The organism is Nonomuraea sp. PA05 (assembly GCF_008086045.1).
GTDB classification, from domain to species: domain Bacteria; phylum Actinomycetota; class Actinomycetes; order Streptosporangiales; family Streptosporangiaceae; genus Nonomuraea; species Nonomuraea monospora.
Genome location: NZ_VSEY01000002.1, coordinates 261,398 through 278,014, shown reverse-complemented (window position 1 = coordinate 278,014; position 16,617 = coordinate 261,398). Strand labels below are relative to the sequence as shown.

General features: G+C 73.8%; 11 protein-coding genes. 5 read left to right on the top strand and 6 right to left on the bottom strand.

Annotated features, from left to right (window positions below):
* Nucleotides 1-15: 15 nt before the first annotated feature.
* The 5 genes from FXF51_RS04280 to FXF51_RS04260 form a co-directional block, all read right to left on the bottom strand.
* A complete protein-coding gene (locus FXF51_RS04280) occupies nucleotides 16-990 on the bottom strand; it encodes an alpha-ketoacid dehydrogenase subunit beta (RefSeq protein WP_148432907.1) in 975 nt (324 codons plus the stop codon).
* The gene (locus FXF51_RS04275) at nucleotides 983-1,930 is read right to left on the bottom strand and encodes a thiamine pyrophosphate-dependent dehydrogenase E1 component subunit alpha (RefSeq protein WP_148432906.1); all 948 of its coding nucleotides are present in this window, start codon (nucleotides 1,928-1,930) and stop codon (nucleotides 983-985) included. Before FXF51_RS04275 ends, FXF51_RS04280 begins: the two co-directional genes overlap by 8 nt.
* Nucleotides 1,923-3,269 carry an adenylosuccinate lyase family protein gene (locus tag FXF51_RS04270; RefSeq protein ID WP_222871118.1) on the bottom strand — a complete coding sequence of 449 codons (1,347 nt, stop codon included), beginning with the start codon at nucleotides 3,267-3,269 and terminating at the stop codon, nucleotides 1,923-1,925. Before FXF51_RS04270 ends, FXF51_RS04275 begins: the two co-directional genes overlap by 8 nt.
* 2 nt (nucleotides 3,270-3,271) lie before the next feature.
* Nucleotides 3,272-4,033: an SDR family NAD(P)-dependent oxidoreductase gene (locus FXF51_RS04265; RefSeq protein WP_148432905.1), complete on the bottom strand. Its 762-nt coding sequence runs from the start codon at nucleotides 4,031-4,033 to the stop codon at nucleotides 3,272-3,274.
* A gap of 91 nt (nucleotides 4,034-4,124) precedes the next feature.
* Complete coding sequence (locus FXF51_RS04260) at nucleotides 4,125-5,912, bottom strand: aldehyde ferredoxin oxidoreductase C-terminal domain-containing protein (protein ID WP_148432904.1); 1,788 nt, start codon at nucleotides 5,910-5,912, stop codon at nucleotides 4,125-4,127.
* A gap of 152 nt (nucleotides 5,913-6,064) precedes the next feature.
* On the opposite strand from FXF51_RS04260, the gene FXF51_RS04255 reads away from it, so the two are divergent.
* From FXF51_RS04255 to FXF51_RS04235, 5 genes are all read left to right on the top strand, one after another.
* The gene (locus tag FXF51_RS04255) at nucleotides 6,065-7,621 is read left to right on the top strand and encodes a carboxylesterase/lipase family protein (RefSeq protein ID WP_148432903.1); all 1,557 of its coding nucleotides are present in this window, start codon (nucleotides 6,065-6,067) and stop codon (nucleotides 7,619-7,621) included.
* A 270-nt stretch (nucleotides 7,622-7,891) separates the two neighbouring features.
* Nucleotides 7,892-9,064, top strand: a complete 1,173-nt coding sequence (locus tag FXF51_RS04250; protein WP_148432902.1) for an ROK family protein — start codon at nucleotides 7,892-7,894, stop codon at nucleotides 9,062-9,064.
* Between the two features lie 150 nt (nucleotides 9,065-9,214).
* A complete protein-coding gene (locus tag FXF51_RS04245; RefSeq protein ID WP_222871117.1) occupies nucleotides 9,215-10,387 on the top strand; it encodes a sugar phosphate isomerase/epimerase family protein in 1,173 nt (390 codons plus the stop codon).
* Between the two features lie 107 nt (nucleotides 10,388-10,494).
* On the top strand, nucleotides 10,495-13,791 hold the full coding sequence (locus tag FXF51_RS04240; RefSeq protein WP_148432900.1) for a PQQ-dependent sugar dehydrogenase: 3,297 nt from the start codon (nucleotides 10,495-10,497) through the stop codon (nucleotides 13,789-13,791).
* A 162-nt stretch (nucleotides 13,792-13,953) separates the two neighbouring features.
* Nucleotides 13,954-15,201, top strand: coding sequence for a cation:proton antiporter (locus tag FXF51_RS04235; RefSeq protein WP_148432899.1), 1,248 nt, complete (start codon nucleotides 13,954-13,956; stop codon nucleotides 15,199-15,201).
* Nucleotides 15,202-15,237: 36 nt separating this feature from the next.
* On the opposite strand, the gene FXF51_RS04230 is transcribed toward FXF51_RS04235, so the two are convergent.
* Entirely contained in the window at nucleotides 15,238-16,608 is a 1,371-nt protein-coding gene (locus FXF51_RS04230; protein WP_148432898.1) for an FtsX-like permease family protein, read from the bottom strand.
* Between the last annotated feature and the right edge of the window lie 9 nt (nucleotides 16,609-16,617).

Below are 16,617 nucleotides of genomic sequence, written 5' to 3'. Positions count from 1 at the left end.
TTGACTATGTGGGTGTCAGCCCTTGACCAGGGCCCGTACATCCCCCGTGATGCGCGCGGCGTCCGGCACCAGAGCCTGGGCCAGCGCCGGCGCGGCCGGCATGCGCACGTCCGGCGCGCCGATCCTGATCGGCGGCGCGGACAGGGGCGCCCCCGCCCCCGCGACGCGGGCGACGACCTCCGCGCCGAAGCCACCCGTGACGTTCGCCTCGTGCACGACCGCGAGCCGGCCCGTCCTGGCCACGCCGGCGAGCACCGCGTCCGTGTCGAACGGGTTCAGCCACGGCGTCTCCAGCACCTCGGCCTCGATCCCCTCACCGGCCAGCGCCTCCGCCGCCTCCAGCACCCGCTGCGTCATCGCGCCCCAGGTCACGATCGTGACGTCGGAGCCCTGGCGGCGGGTGCGCGCCCCGCCCATCGGCCGGACCGGGCCGCCGGTCTCGACGGGCTCCTTCCGGCCGAAGTACAGGGTGCGGTTCTCGATCACCAGCACCGGGTCGTCGCAGTGCACGGCCGTCACCAGCAGGTCGTAGGCGTCCTGCGGCGTGCTCGGCATGCACACCCGCAGGCCGGGGACGTGCAGGAACAGCGCCTCCAGGCACTGCGAGTGCTGCGCGCACGCGCCCGGCGCGTTGCCCTGCTGGGTGCGGATCGTCAGCGGGGCCTTCAGCCGCCCGCCCGACACGTAACGCACGTTGGCCGCCTGGTTGACGATCTGGTCCAGCGCGACCAGCGAGAAGTCCGCCCACATGATCTCGACGATCGGGCGGCGGCCGAACATCGCCGCGCCCACCGCGCTGCCCAGGATGGCCGACTCGCTGATCGGCGTGTCGAAGGCGCGCTCACCGTACTGCTTGCGCAGCCCGCGCGTCACCCCGAACACGCCGCCCGGCACGCCCACGTCCTCGCCGTAGACGAGCGTCTCCGGCAGCTCCTCCATCAGCCGGTGCAGGGCCGCGTTCACGGCCTCGCCGTAGGTCATCTCACGCATACAGGTGCTCCAAAGCTGTCGCGGGGTCGGCCAGGGGCGCCTGCCGCGCGGCCTCCGCGGCGGCGTCCGTCTCGGTGCGCGCCCGGCGCTCCACCGCGTCGATCTCCTCCTGCGGCACGCCGTCGGCCAGCAGGCCCGCGCGCAGCCGCGCGATCGGCTCCCGCCGCTTGACGCGGTCCAGCTCGCCGGGCTGCCGGTAGGTCTCGGCGTCGCCGATGTAGTGGCCGACGAGGCGCTCGGTCATGCACTCCAGCAGCGTCGGGCCGCCGCCCTCGCGGGCCACCTCCAGCGCGTCGCGCACGTGGAAGCGCACCGCCTCGGCGTCGTTGCCGTCGATCCGGTACCCCGGCATGCCGTACGCGGCGGCGCGGTCGGCCAGGCGCGGGCTGCGCACCATGTCGGCGATCGGCGTCAGCTCGGAGTAGCGGTTGTTCTCGCACACGAACACCACCGGCAGGCTGAACGCGGCGGCGAAGTTCATCGCCTCGTGCACCGCGCCCTGGTTCATCGCGCCGTCGCCGAACACGCTCACCGCGACCCGGTTCGAGCCGTCGTGCCGTCCCGCCAGCGCCGCGCCGCACGCGATGGGCGCGCCCGCGCCGACGATCGAGTTCTCGCCGTGGAAGCCGTACTCGGCGGCGGTGAAGTACGCCGACCCGCCGCGCCCGCCGTTGACCCCGGAGGCCCGGCCCATCAGCTCGGCGAACAGCGGCTCCGCCGGAACGCCCCTGGCCAGCGCCCACCCGTGGCCCCGGTAGGTGGCGAACAGCGCGTCCTCGGACGCCAGCTCGCCGCACGCCCCGACGGGGATCGCCTCCTGCCCGGCGCACAGGTGCACCGAGCCCACGATCGGCCCCTCGGCCCGCAGGTCACGCACCTTCTCCTCGAACGCGCGGATCCGCCACATGGCCAGCAGGTCCGCCAGCCTTCTCTCACTCATGCTCATTCCTCCAGGCGTGCAACGCGGCGGCGCAGACGGCCTCGGCGTCGCCGATGTAGGACTCGGGCGGGATGGGCAGCTCGCCCAGGCTCTCCAGGTCGCCGGGCCCGGCCACCTCGCGCAGCGCGTCGGCCAGCTCCCGCCCGTGTTCGCGCGCCTCGTGCGCCGCCTTGTAGACCAGGTCGTGGGCGCGCTCGCGGCCCAGCGCCGGTGCCAGGCGCATCATGTACGCCTCCGCCATGATCAGGCCGCCCTCCGCGCCCAGGTTGGCGCGCATGGCCTCCGGATAGACCCGCAGACCGGCCGCCACGTCCACGGCCGTGGCCAGCGCGCCCGCGGCCAGCTCGGCCAGCAGCGGCACGACGTACCACTCGACCTGCCACTCGCCGGCCGCCCGCTCGTGCCCGGCCTCCATCGCGCGGAACAGGCCGGAGCTGAGCGCGCCCGCCGTGCCGGACATGCCGATCACGGCCTCGCAGCCGATCGGGTTGGCCTTCTGCGGCATCGTCGAGGAGGCGCCGCGGTGGTGGCCGCCTGCCTCGCGCACCTCGCCCACCTCGGTCCTGGACAGGTCCACGACCTCGCGGGAGAAGCGCGCCGCGGTCGCCGCCAGCGACGCGCACGTCACGCCGAACTCGGCCACGCCGTCCCTGGCCACGTGCCACGGCACCTCGGTGGTGCGCAGGCCGAGCCGCCGCGCCATCCCCGCCCGTACGGCGGAGGAGCGCTCGCCCATCGCGGCCGAGGTGCCGCCCGCGCCGAACAAGGACACGACGCGCACCTGCCGCGCGGTGGCGGCGACCCGCTCGCGCTGCCGCGTCACCTCCGCCAGCAGCACCGCCATCTTCGCGCCGAACGTCGTCGGCACCGCCTGCTGCGCGTGGGTGCGGGCGGCGACGACCGTGCCCGCGTGCCCGGCCACCAGGGCGGCGACCGCGTCGCCGAACGCGCCGAGCAGCCCGGCCAGCCGGTCGAGCGCCTCGCCGAGCTGCAGGGCCAGGCCTGTGTCCATGATGTCCTGCGTGGTCGCGCCGTAGTGCACGCGGCCGTTCGGCCCCTCGGGCAGCGCGGACGAGATCATCCGGACCAGGGGCAGGATCGGGTAGCCCACGTTCACCGCCTCCGACCACAGGCGCGGCAGGTCGATGTTGGCCGGCACGCACGCCGCGGCGATCGCCTCGGCGTCGCCGGCGTCGATCACCCCGGCCTCCGCCTGCGCCCTGGCCAGCGCCTCCTCGGTGCGCAGCCAGGCCAGCACCGTGCGCTCTGCGGAGAAGATCTCGGCCATCCCGCCGTCGCCGAACAGCTCGGGCAGCAGCTTGAACGTCTGCCTGTTCAAGGTCAGTTCATCTCCAGTCCGCCGTCGACGTTCAGCGCCTGGCCCGTCACGAACGACGCCAGGTCGCTGGCCAGGAACAACACCGCAGAGGCGACCTCCTCGGGCCGCCCTGGCCGCTTGAGCGGCGAGCGCTCGCTGACCTCCTTGAGGTAGCCGGCGCCCGCGTCGGGGCCGAAGCGGCGGTCGCGGTCGCTGATGATGTCGTCCCACATGGCGGTCAGGAAGACGCCGGGGCAGACCGCGTTCACCCGCACCGCGGGCGCCAGCGCCTCGGCGGCCGACTTCGTCAGCGACAACAGCGCCGTCTTGGTGGCCGAGTAGTGGGCGGCATTGGGCCGGCCGGAGCGGGCGGCCACCGAGGCCAGCGTCACGATGGAGCCGCCGCCCTGCTCGGTCATGCGCCGCCCGGCGGCCTGGGTGAGCCAGAACGTGGCGTTCAGGTTGACGTCCACGATTCGCAGCCACTCCTCCGGCTCGATGTCGAGCAGGGGAGTGGTGCGCATGATCCCGGCGCAGTTCACCAGCACGTCGATCCGGTCCAGCCCGTCCACCAGGGCCCCGGCCCGGGCCCGGTCGGTGAGGTCGGCCGCCCGCTTCGCCGCGCCCAGTTCGGCCGCCGCGGCGTCGAGCGCCGGGCCCTCCAGGTCGGAGAGCACGACGTCCGCTCCCGCGTCGGCCAGCGCGCGGGCGCAGGCGAAGCCGAGACCTCCGGCGCCGCCCGTGACGAGCGCGGTGCGACCCGTCAGGTCGATCGTGACAGCCATCCCCGATGGTCTCCTCACGGTTGGTCAAACGATTGACCTGAAGATAGCAGGGCGCTCACAAACCGAACAAGAGGGAGGTCAATCGTTTTTATTAGGAAATTTCCCCACCTTTAACGGAGGCCCAGCCCAGCTCGGCGTAGAAGGCCGCACGGGCACGCTCGAACGCCGCCCGGTCGAGCACGGCCCCCTCGTGCGGGCCCTCGGTCACCGGCTCGTCGTGCAGCCGCGCCGGCAGCGCCTCGTCGAGCGGCCCGCCGCTCTCGCGCAGCGCGTACGCGCGCATCCCGTCCAGGCGGGCCTGCCCCGCCGCCAGCAGATCCTCCAGCGTGAACGGCTCACCCAGGACCGCCGTCACCAGGGCGGTCAGGTGGTCGATCGTCAGCGGGCGGGTCGGGGTGGAGGCGAAGACGCACAGGTTGAGCGCGTCCAGGCCGCTCCACAGCCGCAGCAGGCGGGCGCTGCGGGCGCCCCGCTCCTCGTCCAGGTCGTGCGCGGGAGCGACGCCGGCCCCGACGCGGGCCGCCTCGGGGAAGCTGTAGGCCAGCCCGGCGACCGGGTCGAAGTCGAGGTCGTGCTCCAGGGCGTCGTAGCGCGGGCCGCCGGGGGCCAGCGCGTAGCCGAGGCCGATGCCGGGCTGCGGGCGCGGGTCGAAGCAGGGCAGCTCCGCGTCCTTCACCGTCATCGCGTACGCCTCCGCGCCCCGCCCGACCCGCCGCGCCGCCCGCGCCGAACCCTCCGCCAGCAGGTCGCCCAGCGCGCCCGACCGGGTGGCCACGTCCTCGATCAGGCCGGGCAGCGCCGCCGCGTCCCCGAACGCCGGGCCCCCTGGCAGCAGGCCGCGCGCGGCGCACTCCATCGCGAACGCCAGCGTGCCGCCCAGCGAGACCACGTCCAGGCCGAGGTCGTTGCAGCGGGCGTTGGCGGCCAGGATCACGTCCAGGTCGTCGATCCCCAGGTTCCAGCCGAGCGACAGGAACGCCTCCTGCCCGAGCCCGCCCGAGCGGTCCCCGTACACCTTGAGGCAGTCGTTCGGGCAGCCGGGGCACGAGCCCGCCACCGACACCGCGCGGCCGTCGTAGTCACGCGCCGAGGGAACCCGCAGGCCGGGCGCGCCCGGCACCGAGAAGTTGCGCACCGACGCGTAGCCGGGGGCGATCGGGTCGTCCGCCCAGCCCGCGAAACCCGGCAGGCCCGCCTGCAGCGCGGCGAGCGGGTTGGTGGCCAGGGAGTCGCGGTAGTAGGCCGTCAGGGCGGCGATCGCCTCCGGGTCTGCCACCTCGGCGGGCGTGTCGCCCGCGCACACGACGGCCTTGAGGTTCTTCGCGCCGAAGACCGCGCCCAGCCCGTACCGGCCGGCGGCGTAGGCGTGGTCGGTCACCACGCTCGCGTACCGCACCAGGCTCTCCCCGGCGGGCCCGATCGCCGCCACCCGCGCCCCGCCGCCGTGCCGGGCGCGCAGCGCGTCCGTCGTCGCGGCCGTGCCCAGCCCGCGCAGGTCGCCCGCGTCATGCACCGTCACCTCGCCGCCCTCCACCAGCAGGTACGACAGGCGCGGCGCCCGCCCCAGCACGGCCAGCGCCCTGGCCCCCGCCCCCCGCATCCCCGCCGCGAACGGCCCCAGCGCGTGCGCCTCCCCGGCCACCCCCGTCAGCGGCGACTTCGCCAGGAACACCGCCTTGGCCAGCCCGGGAGCCGCCGTCCCGCCCAGCATCCCGGCCGCCACGTACAGCAGCGCCTCCGGGTCGAACGCATCCAGCCCGGCCGGCGTCCGCTCGGCCATCAACCGCAGGCCCAGGATGGTGCCGCCGTAGTGGCCCTTCTCCTGCGATCGGTAATCCTTGGTCACGTTTGCGCTGGTCAAATCCACAATGAACGGCATGACAGGGCCTCCTAGGAGCCGGAGAGGGGTTCAGGAGCGGCACCACATCACACATCACCCGGCACACGCAACCCTCGCCACTGGACGGGCGGGCCTCCTCACAACATCATGAGACGGGGGGTGAACGGACCAGTCAGAAGGAGCTGTCCGCCATGGTCACCGTCATCGCACTCGCCACCGCCCTGTTACTCACCGGCACACCGGCCCTTCAGCCCGATGCCGTCCAGCACCGTGACCGGCCGGTGGCGCGCACCGAGTCCGGGCTGGTGCGCGGCGCCCGCGCCGACGGCGTGGACCGTTTCCTCGCCCTCCCGTACGCCGCCCCACCCGTCGGCGACCTGCGCTGGCGCGCCCCGCAGCCCGCACCCGCGTGGACCGGCGTGCGCGCGGCGGACGCCTGGGGCAACCGCTGCCCCGCCGCCGTCAGCGGCAACGGCCCCCGCTCAGAGACCGAGGACTGCCTGTACCTCAACGTGTTCCGCCCGGAAGGCACCCGTCCCGGACAGCGGCTGCCCGTCCTGTTCTGGATCCACGGCGGCGGCCTGCTCAACGGCTCGGCCAACCAGCACGACGGCACGCTCATCGCCCAGCTCGAGGACGTCGTCGTGGTGAGCGTCAACTACCGGCTCGGCGTCCTGGGCTACCTCGCCCACCCGTCGCTGACCGCCGAGGCGGGCCAGTCGGGCGACTACGGCCTGCTCGACCAGCAGGCGGCCCTGCGCTGGGTGCGGCGCAACATCGCCGCGTTCGGCGGCGACCCCCGGCAGGTCACGATCGACGGCGAGTCGGCGGGCGGCTTCTCCGTCTGCGCCCACCTGACCGCGCCGGGCTCGGCCGGGCTGTTCGTCCGCGGCATCATCCAGAGCGGCTCCTGCGTCAGCCGTCCGGTGGAGGAGGGCGAACGCACGGGCGGCGGCATCGCGGTCGCGCACGGCTGCCCCGACCCCGCCACGGCCGCCGCCTGTCTGCGCGCCCTGCCCGTGGGACGGCTGGTGGACGGCCCCCAGTACACCTCGTTCACCCACGGCGTGCCCGCGCTCCCGGAGAGCCCCGACGCGGCCGTGCGGGCGGGCCGCTTCCAGCGGGTGCCGCTGATGATCGGCTCCACCCGGGACGAGGGCCGCACCTTCATGCAGGGCAACCGGGGATGGACCAGGGAACAGTACGAGGAGTGGGTGCGCACGCTGTTCGGCGACCGCGCCGCCGCCGTCCTGGCCCGGTACCCGTGGCCGGACACCTCCGACCAGTTCACCCCGGCCTACCTGACCGGCGCCATCGTCACCGACTCCGGCCTCTTCGCCGGCATCGGCGGCTGCCCTGCCCTGCGCTTCGTGCAGGACCTGTCCGCCCACACCACCGTGTACGGCTACCGCTTCGACCACCGCACCGGCCCCGGCCTCAGCCCGCAGCCCGCCGGGTACGTGTGGGGCGCGGGGCACGCGGCGGAGCTGGCGTACCTGTGGCCGAGCTTCGACAACGGCATCCCGATCGCGCCCACGTTCGACGCGGGGGAGCGGCGGCTGGCCCGCGACATGGTGCACTACTGGGGCGCGTTCACCCGCACCGGGCACCCGTACGCCAAGGCCTCCGCCCGGTGGCCGCAGTTCGGCGGCTCGCTGCTGTCGCTCCGGGCCGCGGGGCGCTCCACGCCGGTCCCGGCGGGGACGATGGCGGCCGAGCACAACTGCGACCTGTGGCAGAGCGGCTGAACCGGGGCCTGGGCTCGCGGCATGGGGAGGCCGGTCAAGCGCCCCGCAGGACGAATCCGGCCCGGGTGGCATTCCCTGGCCCGCGCGTCTCGGCGCGACGGCGGGTGTGGACCGGGCCGGACCCTCGCAGCGCGAGGAGCTCGTAAAACGCCGGGCATCCGCGGAATTTACGCCCGCTCACCGCAGATGTCCGCCATATTTCGGGACGATAGATCTGACTTTTAATTCTTGTCAACATAAGTCAGCCGATTTCCGAAGTAAGGTAGGGCCATGCCAACCAACGGCCGGCACGCGGCGGGGGCGGGGGCACTGTTGGCGATCCTGCGGGACGGGCGGCCCAGAACGAGGGGCGAGCTGGCCCGGCTCACCGGCCTGTCCAGATCCACCGTCTCCCAGCGGCTGGACGGGCTGATCGGTTCCCGATGGGTCGTCGAGAGCGAGGGCGGGATCTCCTCCGGGGGGCGGCCCGCGGCCGTGTTCGCGTTCAACGGCGCCGCCCGCGTGGTGCTCGCCGCCGACGTGGGCGCCACCCGCGCCCGGCTGGCCGTCCTCGACCTGGGCCTGAACGTGCTGGCCGAGCGGGTCGCCGACCTGCCCGTCGAGCTGGGGCCCGAGCCGGTGCTCGGCGGGGTCGCCGACGGGTTCCGCGAGCTGCTGGCGGCAGCCGGGCGCGACCCGGGCCAGGTGTGCGGCGTCGGGGTCGGGCTGCCCGGCCCGGTCGAGCACCGCACCGGACGCCCGGTGAACCCGCCGATCATGCCCGGCTGGGACGGCTTCGCGGTGCCCGAGTGGCTGCGGGCCAGGCTGGGGGCGCCCGTCCTGGTCGACAACGACGTCAACGTCATGGCGCTGGGCGAGCACTGGGCGGCCCGCCCGGCCGTCGACCACCTCATCTACATCAAGATCGGCACCGGCATCGGCTGCGGCATCATCTCCGGCGGCGCGCTGCACCGGGGCGCGCGCGGCGCCGCCGGGGACGTCGGCCACATCCGGGTGCCCGCCTCGCAAGCGCCGTGCAGGTGCGGCAACTCCGGCTGCCTGGAGGCGGTCGCGGGCGGCGCGTCGATGGCCGCCACGCTGCGCGCCGCCGGGATCGAGGCCAGGGGCAGCAAGGACGTGGTCGCGCTCATGCGCGCGGGCGACCTTCGGGCCACCCGCCTGGTACGGCAGGCAGGCCGCGAGGTGGGCGCCGTGATGGCGGCGATCGTGAACTTCTTCAACCCGTCCGTCATCGTGATCGGCGGCGACGTCGCCGAGGCGGGAGAGCAGGTGCTGGCGGGCGTGCGCGAGACGATCTACAGCCGGTCGCTGCCGCTGGCCACCCAGCACCTCGCCATCCGGGCGGGCGCGCTGGGCGACAGGGCGGGCGTCGTCGGCGCGGCGGTCATGGTCGTCGAGCACGTGCTCGCCCCCGCCGGCATCGACCGGGCCGCCGGAGCCTGAGCGCCGCCGAGCACCATTGACCCTTTCGCGACGGCGGCGTAACAATGGTGATCGTCCGGGCTCCGGGGCGGTGGCATGCCCGCGGGAACCGGCACGGATCCGCTGCGACGTGGTCGGCGCACGCGTCCCTCAGGGAAGGGAACCCCTCGCGTGAGCCCTCACCATGCCTTACCTGATCCCGCATCCGACCGTGACATCCCTGATCACCTCCACGAGGAGCGCGAGCGCGCCGAGACGCTCCGCCACCGGCTGGGCCTGAGCCGCCGCAGCCTGTTCGCCGCCACCACCGGCCTGGCCGCCGCCGCCGCGATCCCCCTCGCGCAACCCGCCGCGGCTGCCGAGTCAGGCAGGCACAGGCCGCTCATCCCGCCGGGCAGACGCGGCATCATCCTCTACACCGTCCGCGACGCGATCACCCGCGACCCGGCCACCACCACGTCACCGACCGGCTTCCGGCGCGTGCTGGAGGCGCTGTCGGCCATCGGCTACCGGCAGGTCGAGTTCGCCGGCTACCGGCAGCACGCCGCCGCCGAGGGCGGCGCGAGTCTGGAGACCGTCGAGGGCGCCAGGCTGCTGCGGAGCTGGCTGGACGCCTACGGGCTGCGCGCCCAGGGCAACCACGGCTTCATCCCCGGCTCGTGGCCGCTGACGACCGCCGACCTCGACCGGTTCAAGCAGTCGCTGGAGATCGCCGGCATCCTCGGACTCGGCCACATGGGCACCGGCGCCGACCCGACCGGCAGCGCGTACAAGGCGGACTGGGACGTGGCGGCGGAGAAGTGGAACGCGCTCGGCGCGATCGCCCGCGACGCCGGCATCAAGCTGTACACGCACAACCACGACGCCGCCTACGCGTTCCTGCTGGACAGCGGCCCGCTCGACGAACAGGGCAGGCCCACGCGCTCGTCGGGCATCCGCAAGCTGGAGTACTTCTTCCGGATCAGCGACCCCAGGCTCGTGCACTTCGAGATGGACATCTACTGGGCGCACGTCGCGCAGTACAAGCACCGCGCCTACACCGCGCCCGACGGCTCCACGTGTACGGACGTCTTCGACCCGCTGCGCACCGTCAGGGCGCAGGAGAAGCGCTTCCCGCTCTTCCACGCCAAGGACGGCGCGTCGAACCCGGCCGTGCCGAACGGCTACGACATGGTGCCGTTCGGCACCGGCGACATCGACTACCGCCGCTTCTTCTCCCGCCTGCGATCCCCCGGGTACCACAACCCGATGTACGAGCAGGACAACGCCTCCGGCGCCGACCCCGCGCAGTCACTCCAGCTCGCCGAGGTCAGCTACCGCAACATGGCCGCCCTGCGCGGTTAGCCGCGCGGACCCCGGCACGAACCGGACCGCCACGAGCACCCCGCCGTTGGCCCGGCAGGCGTGGCGGCCCGGGATCTGACACTCCTCGTCCTAGGAGCAGCATCACCATGCAGCGTACCCTCGCGGTGCTCGGCGGCCTCGTGCTGGCCGGCGCCTGCCTGTCCTTACCGGCCCGGGCGCACGACCCGGCCACCACGTGGTCCAGCTACGAGAAGATCACTCTGACCAAGAACGTCGGCGAGCCGATCGACCTGGCCGTCCTGCCCGACCGGCGGGTGCTGCACACCGCCCGCAACGGCGACGTCCGGCTGACCGACCCCGCCACCGGCGTCACGAAGATCGTCAACACCATCCCCGTCTACGCCAACTCCGAGGACGGCCTGCAGACGGTCTCCCTCGACCCCGGCTTCGACGAGAACCGGTGGGTCTACGTCTTCTACGCCCCCAGGACGATGACCGCGCCCTACCCCGGGACCACCCCCGCCGGTTCGGCGCCGACCACGCTGCCCGCCGGAGCCGACGAGACGTACTGGAACCAGTGGAAGGGCTACAACCAGCTCTCCCGCTTCAAGTGGACGGGCAGCGCGCTGGACCTGAGCACCGAGCAGGTCATCATCAAGGTCGAGACGCAGCGCGGCCAGTGCTGCCACGTCGCGGGCGACGTCGACTGGGACGCCGACGGCAACCTCTATCTCGCCACCGGCGACAACACGCCCGCCGGCACGCCCGGCGCCAACGGCATGGCGCCCAACAACGACGCTCCCGGCATGAACCCGGGCCTCGACTCGCGGCGCGGCGCGGGCAACAGCAACGACCTGCGCGGCAAGATCCTGCGGATCAAGGTGGCGGCGGACGGCACGTACACGGTCCCGGAGGGCAACCTGTTCGCGCCCGGCACGGCCGGCACCAGGCCGGAGATCTTCGTGACGGGCGTGCGCAACCCGTTCAGGATGGAGGTCGACCCCGAGACGGGCACCCTGTCCTGGGGCGACTACGGCCCCGACGCCGGCACCGGCGACCCCGCCAGAGGTCCCATGGGGTACGTCGAGTGGAACATCACCCCGCTCACCAAGCCGATGAACAGCGGCTGGCCGTACTGCACGGGCGACAACTTCAACTACAACGACTGGAACTTCGCGACCGCCCAGCCTGGCCCGTGGTTCGACTGCGCGGCCGGGCCGCGCAACACCTCACGCTGGAACACCGGCCTGGCCCAGCTCCCGGCCGCCGTGCCCGCCGACCTGTACTACGGCGACAACAACACCCACCAGCCCGCCGCGTGGGCCGGGCTGACCGACTTCGACCCGCAGGGCGGCCAGGGCCCGATGGGCGGCCCCGTCTACCACTACGACCCGGCCAACCCGGCGCCCGGCAAGCTGCCCGAGTACTGGGACGGCAAGGCGTTCTTCGCCGAGTTCTCCCAGGACTACCTGGCGGCCTTCACCTTCACGGGCGCCGACGGGCCGGTCACCGCGATCGAGCACTTCCTGCCCAACAGCGCGCTGCGCACCGCCGCGCAGCCCATCACCGACAGCCCGATGGACCTCGAGTTCGGCCCCGACGGCTCCCTGTACGTGCTGGACTACGGCGACGGCTTCTTCCGCGCCAACCCCGACGCCGGCCTCTACCGCATCGACTACACCCCGGCCAACAAGACGCCGCAGGCCAGGATCGCGGTCGACAGGTCCTCCAGCAGTGCCGCGCCGCTCACCGTCGCCTTCGACGCCACCGCCTCCACCGACACAGAGCCGGGGACGCTCACCTACGAGTGGGACTTCGACGGTGACGGCGACTTCGACGCCACCGGCGTCACCGCCACCCACACCTACGCCGAGCTGGGCCAGTACGCGGCCCGGCTGCGCGTCACCGACTCCGGCGGCCGGGCCGGGCTGACCTCCGTCGAGATCACCGTGGGCAACACCGCGCCCGTGGTGACCGTCAGGACGCCGCCGAACGGCGGGTTCTTCGACTGGGGGAACGCGCTGCCGTACCAGATCGGGGTGTCGGACGCCGAGGACGGCGACAACCCGGTCTGCTCGCGGGTGCAGTGGACGTTCGGACTGGGGCACGACACGCACGCGCACCCGGAGACGCTCGGCACGGGCTGCTCGGGCGCCTGGCCCACCCCGGCCAGCGCCCCCGAGCACGGCGAGACCGAGAACATCTACGGCGTCGTCGTGGTCAGCTACCGCGACAACGGCGCGGGCTCCATCCCCGGCGCGGTCGGCGAGGCCGCGCTCACCCTCAACCCCAAGCTCGCGCAGGCCGAGCACGCCGACGAGAGCAGCGGCGTCACCGAGACCCCGGACGACACGGCCTCCGCCAAGGCCAAGGTCACCTCGTTCGACGCGGGCGACTGGATCGCCTACGACCCGGTCCACTTCGCGGGCATCACCGGCGTGCAGACCAGGGCGTCCGGCGCGGGCACGCTGTCGCTGCGGTGGAAGTCGGCCACGGCCGAGCCGTTCGCCACGGTGAGCGTCCCGGCGGGCGACGGCTGGCAGACGGTCACCACCCCGCTCACCGGCCTGCCGGACGGCACCGGCCGCCTGTACGTCACCTCCTCGGGAGGCGTGGACGTGGACGCGTTCACCTTCCAGGGCGGCGGCGTCGCCGACACCACCCCGCCGTCCGTCACCGCCACCCTCACCCCGGCCCAGCCGACCGGCGCGAACGGCTGGTACACCGGCAACGTCACGCTCGCCGTCACCGCCACCGACAACGGCACTGTCGCCTCGCGGCAGTACTCCCTGGACGGCACCACCTGGTCCAACGCCAGCAACCCCGTCACGCTCAGCGCCGAGGGCGCCAAGGAGGTCCGCTACCGGGCCACCGACAACGGCGGCAACGTCTCGCCCGCCGGCACCGTCACCGTCAAGATCGACAAGTCCGACCCGACGCTGACGGTCACCGGCGTGCAACCCGGCCCCTACGGCGACTCGGCCACCATCATCCCCGTCCTGACCGGCGCGGACGCTGTGTCCGGCGTGGCAGGGGTCAAGGCCGGGATCGACGGCGCGGCGGTCGCGGCAGGCAAGCCGGTGCCGTTGTGGACGCTGCCGCTCGGCGAGCACCGGCTCGTCGGCACCGTCACCGACCAGGCGGGCAGGACCGCGTCCACGACCGTGACGTTCGTGACGACCACGTCGTACGCGGACGTGCGGGCGCTCGTGTCGCGCTTCCGCCAGGCGGGGGCGATCACCTGGAAGGCCGCCGCCGACTTGCAGGAGCAGCTCGCGCAGGCGGAGCGGCACGAGAAGAAGGGCAAGCCGGGGCTGGCGGTGGCGGCGCTCGAACGGTTCGTGAAGATCGTGGAGAAGCGCGGCAACGTGCGGGACGCGGCCGTCAGGTCGGCCCTGGTCCGCGACGCCCGCGCCCTCATCGACCGGCTACGCCCGGCCTGACCCACCCCGGTGGTCTCCCCGCACCCAGCGGGGAGGCCACGGCACCGCTGCCCCTTCCTGCCGCACCGGCGGCAGGAAGGGCCCCCTTGAAGGACCTCCGCCGCAGTACGGTGGACCGCCCAAAGGGGGATATTCGGCGATCTTCCGGGCAGTAGCCCGGCGATGTCCACCCTCGACCTCATCCTGGCCCTCGGCGGCGCCGCCGCGCTGCTCGCCGCGATCCTCCCGGAGTTCCTCGCCCGCCGCGCCGTCTCCCTCCCGCTGGTCTACCTGCTGGCGGGAGTGTTCCTCTTCGCCCTGCCCATCGGGTTACCGACACCCGACCCCATCGCCCACCGCACCGCCCTGGAACACATCACCGAGCTGTGCGTCGTCATCTCCCTCATGGGCGCCGGCCTGGCGATCAACCGCCGCACGGGCCCCCGCGGCTGGTCCACCACGTGGCGGCTGCTCGCCCTGGCCATGCCGCTCACCGTGGCCGGGGTGGCCGCCGCGGCCGTCGCTCTGCCGGGCTGGCCGATCGCCGCCGCGCTGCTGCTCGGCGCCGTGCTCGCCCCCACCGACCCGGTGCTCGCCTCGGACGTGCACGTCGGCGAGCCGGTGGACGCCCAGAACGCCGACGACGAGGTCCGCTTCGCGCTGACCTCGGAGGCGGGGCTGAACGACGGGCTGGCCTTCCCCATCGTGTACGCGGCCATCGCCGTCGCAGCGGGCACGGCCGGCTGGGCGGGGGAGTGGGCGCTGACGGACGTGCTCTACCGGACGGCCGCCGGCGCCGTCCTGGGGCTGCTGATCGGACGCCTGCTCGGCAGGCTGTTCTTCCGCGCCCGCTCGGACGGGCTGCGCCTGTCGGAGCGCCGGGACGGTTTCGTGGCGCTGGCGTGCACGTTCCTCGCGTACGGGGTGACGGAGCTGGCCCACGGCTACGGGTTCGTCGCGGTGTTCGTCACCGCGTGCGCCATCAGGAGCGCCGAGCACGGCCACGGCTACAACAACGTGCTGCACGGCTTCGTGGAGCAGATCGAGCGGCTGCTCACGGCCTGGCTGCTGCTCCTGCTCGGCGGCTTCGTGGCGACCGGCGGCCTGGCGGCGCTCACCTGGCGCGGCGCCGCCGTCGGCCTGCTGCTGCTGTTCGTCATCCGGCCGCTGGCCGGCTGGCTGGTGCAGTGGCGCGGCCGGGCGGGGCCGAGGGAACGGCTGGCGATCTCGTTCTTCGGCATCCGGGGGATCGGGTCGCTGTTCTACCTGGCGTACGCGCTGGGGCAGGCCGACTTCGGCGTGCCGGCGGAGGAGCTGTGGGCGGTCACCGGGTTCACGGTGCTGGCCTCGGTGGTGCTGCACGGCGTCACGGCGACCCCGGTGATGGCGCACGTGGACGCGATCCGCGAGCGGACGTCCCCTCAGCACTGAGCACTGAGCGCTGGACGCTGGACGCTGGACACGCGATCAGCGAGCGGACGTCCTCCCGGCGCCGGGCGACAGCCCGGCCAGCGCCGCCAGCACCGGGACGGCGACGGTCAGCAGCCCGATCAGCGCCCACGGCGTCTCGAACGGCACCCGCGGCACCACTTCCCACCCAGCCGTGGTGGTGGCGGGCCAGGCCAGCAACAGGCCGGCCACGCAGCCGGCCACCACGCCCGGCACCGTGCCGCAGGCCGCCGCCAGGGCCGCCCGGCAGGCGGTGAGCAGCCGCGGGGAGCCGATCCTGCGCAGGACCCGCGGGCGGTGCGACCGCGCCGTGGCCACCAGGGCGCCGGCGACGGCGATGAACGCGACGACCCCGGCGAGGTAGCGCCAGTTGTCCGTGCCCCGGTACCCCTGCTCCAGGTACACCCCGGCGTCATCGCCCAGCCGGGCGGCGATCCGGTCCCTGTCGGCTTCGGACGCGCGGTGCAGCACGGGGTCCACGATCAGCGCCACGACGTCGAGCCGCAGCCCCAGGCCCTGGACGAACTCCATGGGCACGAACACCCGCTCCAGCCCGCCGGCAACGGGCCCGGCGGTGGCCGCCTGGATGCTCCTGGTCTTGGAGTCGTCGGGGCCGGTGAGGCCATGCCGGAGTTGCACGGTGTGACCCGGTTGCGGGTCAGCCGTGACCACGACGGCCGTGCGCGGGTCGTGGGGCGCCGACGGATTCCCGGTGAGGTAGCGCAGCAGCGCCCGGTCGCCGATGTAGGCGGTGTCCTCACTGTCCGACACGTCGAGATGCCCCGTCGAGCCCACCTCGTAGCCGCGGGCGAGTGGCACGCCGGGCAACTCCTGCCGGACGGCCGCCTCAGCGGCCGCCGCCTGCTCCGGATCGAAGTTGACGACGAGCGCGCCCGGCTGGGCCAGCGGCTCGTGGTTCGCCCTGCTCTGCGCGGTCTGCGCGTGCGCGACGATCGCCAGCGCGACGGTGACCGCCGTGGCCACCATGGTCGTCGCCACGGCGGGGGAGGTGCGCGCACGGTCGTCCGCCAGGTGCCGGGCCGCCGCCCGGAACGGCCGCGGCAGCCGCCCGAGCACCCCGAGCAACCACGGGACGGCGGGCCCGAGCCCGAGCAGGAACACCGCCGCGCTGTAGACGGCCGCCAGCTCGGTCATCGCCGAACCGAAGTCGTCGTACGTCCCGTCCTCGGACGTGTTCCACGCCGCGATCGCCATCCCCACGAGACCCATGCCCGCCACGGACGCTCCCCGCGACAGGAAGCTGGCCCGCACGCCGCCATGCCGCCCGCGCGGCGCGGCGAGCGCCGCGAGGACCGTGGCGCAGCACGTCAGCATCACCGGCACCCCGTACAGGGCCACGAAGAAGAGCAGGAACCCGATGTCCGGCATGGACGGAGA

Coding starts and splice junctions, on each gene's coding strand:
- FXF51_RS04280 (WP_148432907.1), bottom strand. CDS start 990: ATGCGTGAGATGACCTACGGCGAGGCCGTGAACGCGGCCCTGCACCGG.
- FXF51_RS04275 (WP_148432906.1), bottom strand. CDS start 1,930: ATGAGTGAGAGAAGGCTGGCGGACCTGCTGGCCATGTGGCGGATCCGC.
- FXF51_RS04265 (WP_148432905.1), bottom strand. CDS start 4,033: ATGGCTGTCACGATCGACCTGACGGGTCGCACCGCGCTCGTCACGGGC.
- FXF51_RS04260 (WP_148432904.1), bottom strand. CDS start 5,912: ATGCCGTTCATTGTGGATTTGACCAGCGCAAACGTGACCAAGGATTAC.
- FXF51_RS04255 (WP_148432903.1), top strand. CDS start 6,065: ATGGTCACCGTCATCGCACTCGCCACCGCCCTGTTACTCACCGGCACA.
- FXF51_RS04250 (WP_148432902.1), top strand. CDS start 7,892: ATGCCAACCAACGGCCGGCACGCGGCGGGGGCGGGGGCACTGTTGGCG.
- FXF51_RS04240 (WP_148432900.1), top strand. CDS start 10,495: ATGCAGCGTACCCTCGCGGTGCTCGGCGGCCTCGTGCTGGCCGGCGCC.
- FXF51_RS04235 (WP_148432899.1), top strand. CDS start 13,954: ATGTCCACCCTCGACCTCATCCTGGCCCTCGGCGGCGCCGCCGCGCTG.
- FXF51_RS04230 (WP_148432898.1), bottom strand. CDS start 16,608: ATGCCGGACATCGGGTTCCTGCTCTTCTTCGTGGCCCTGTACGGGGTG.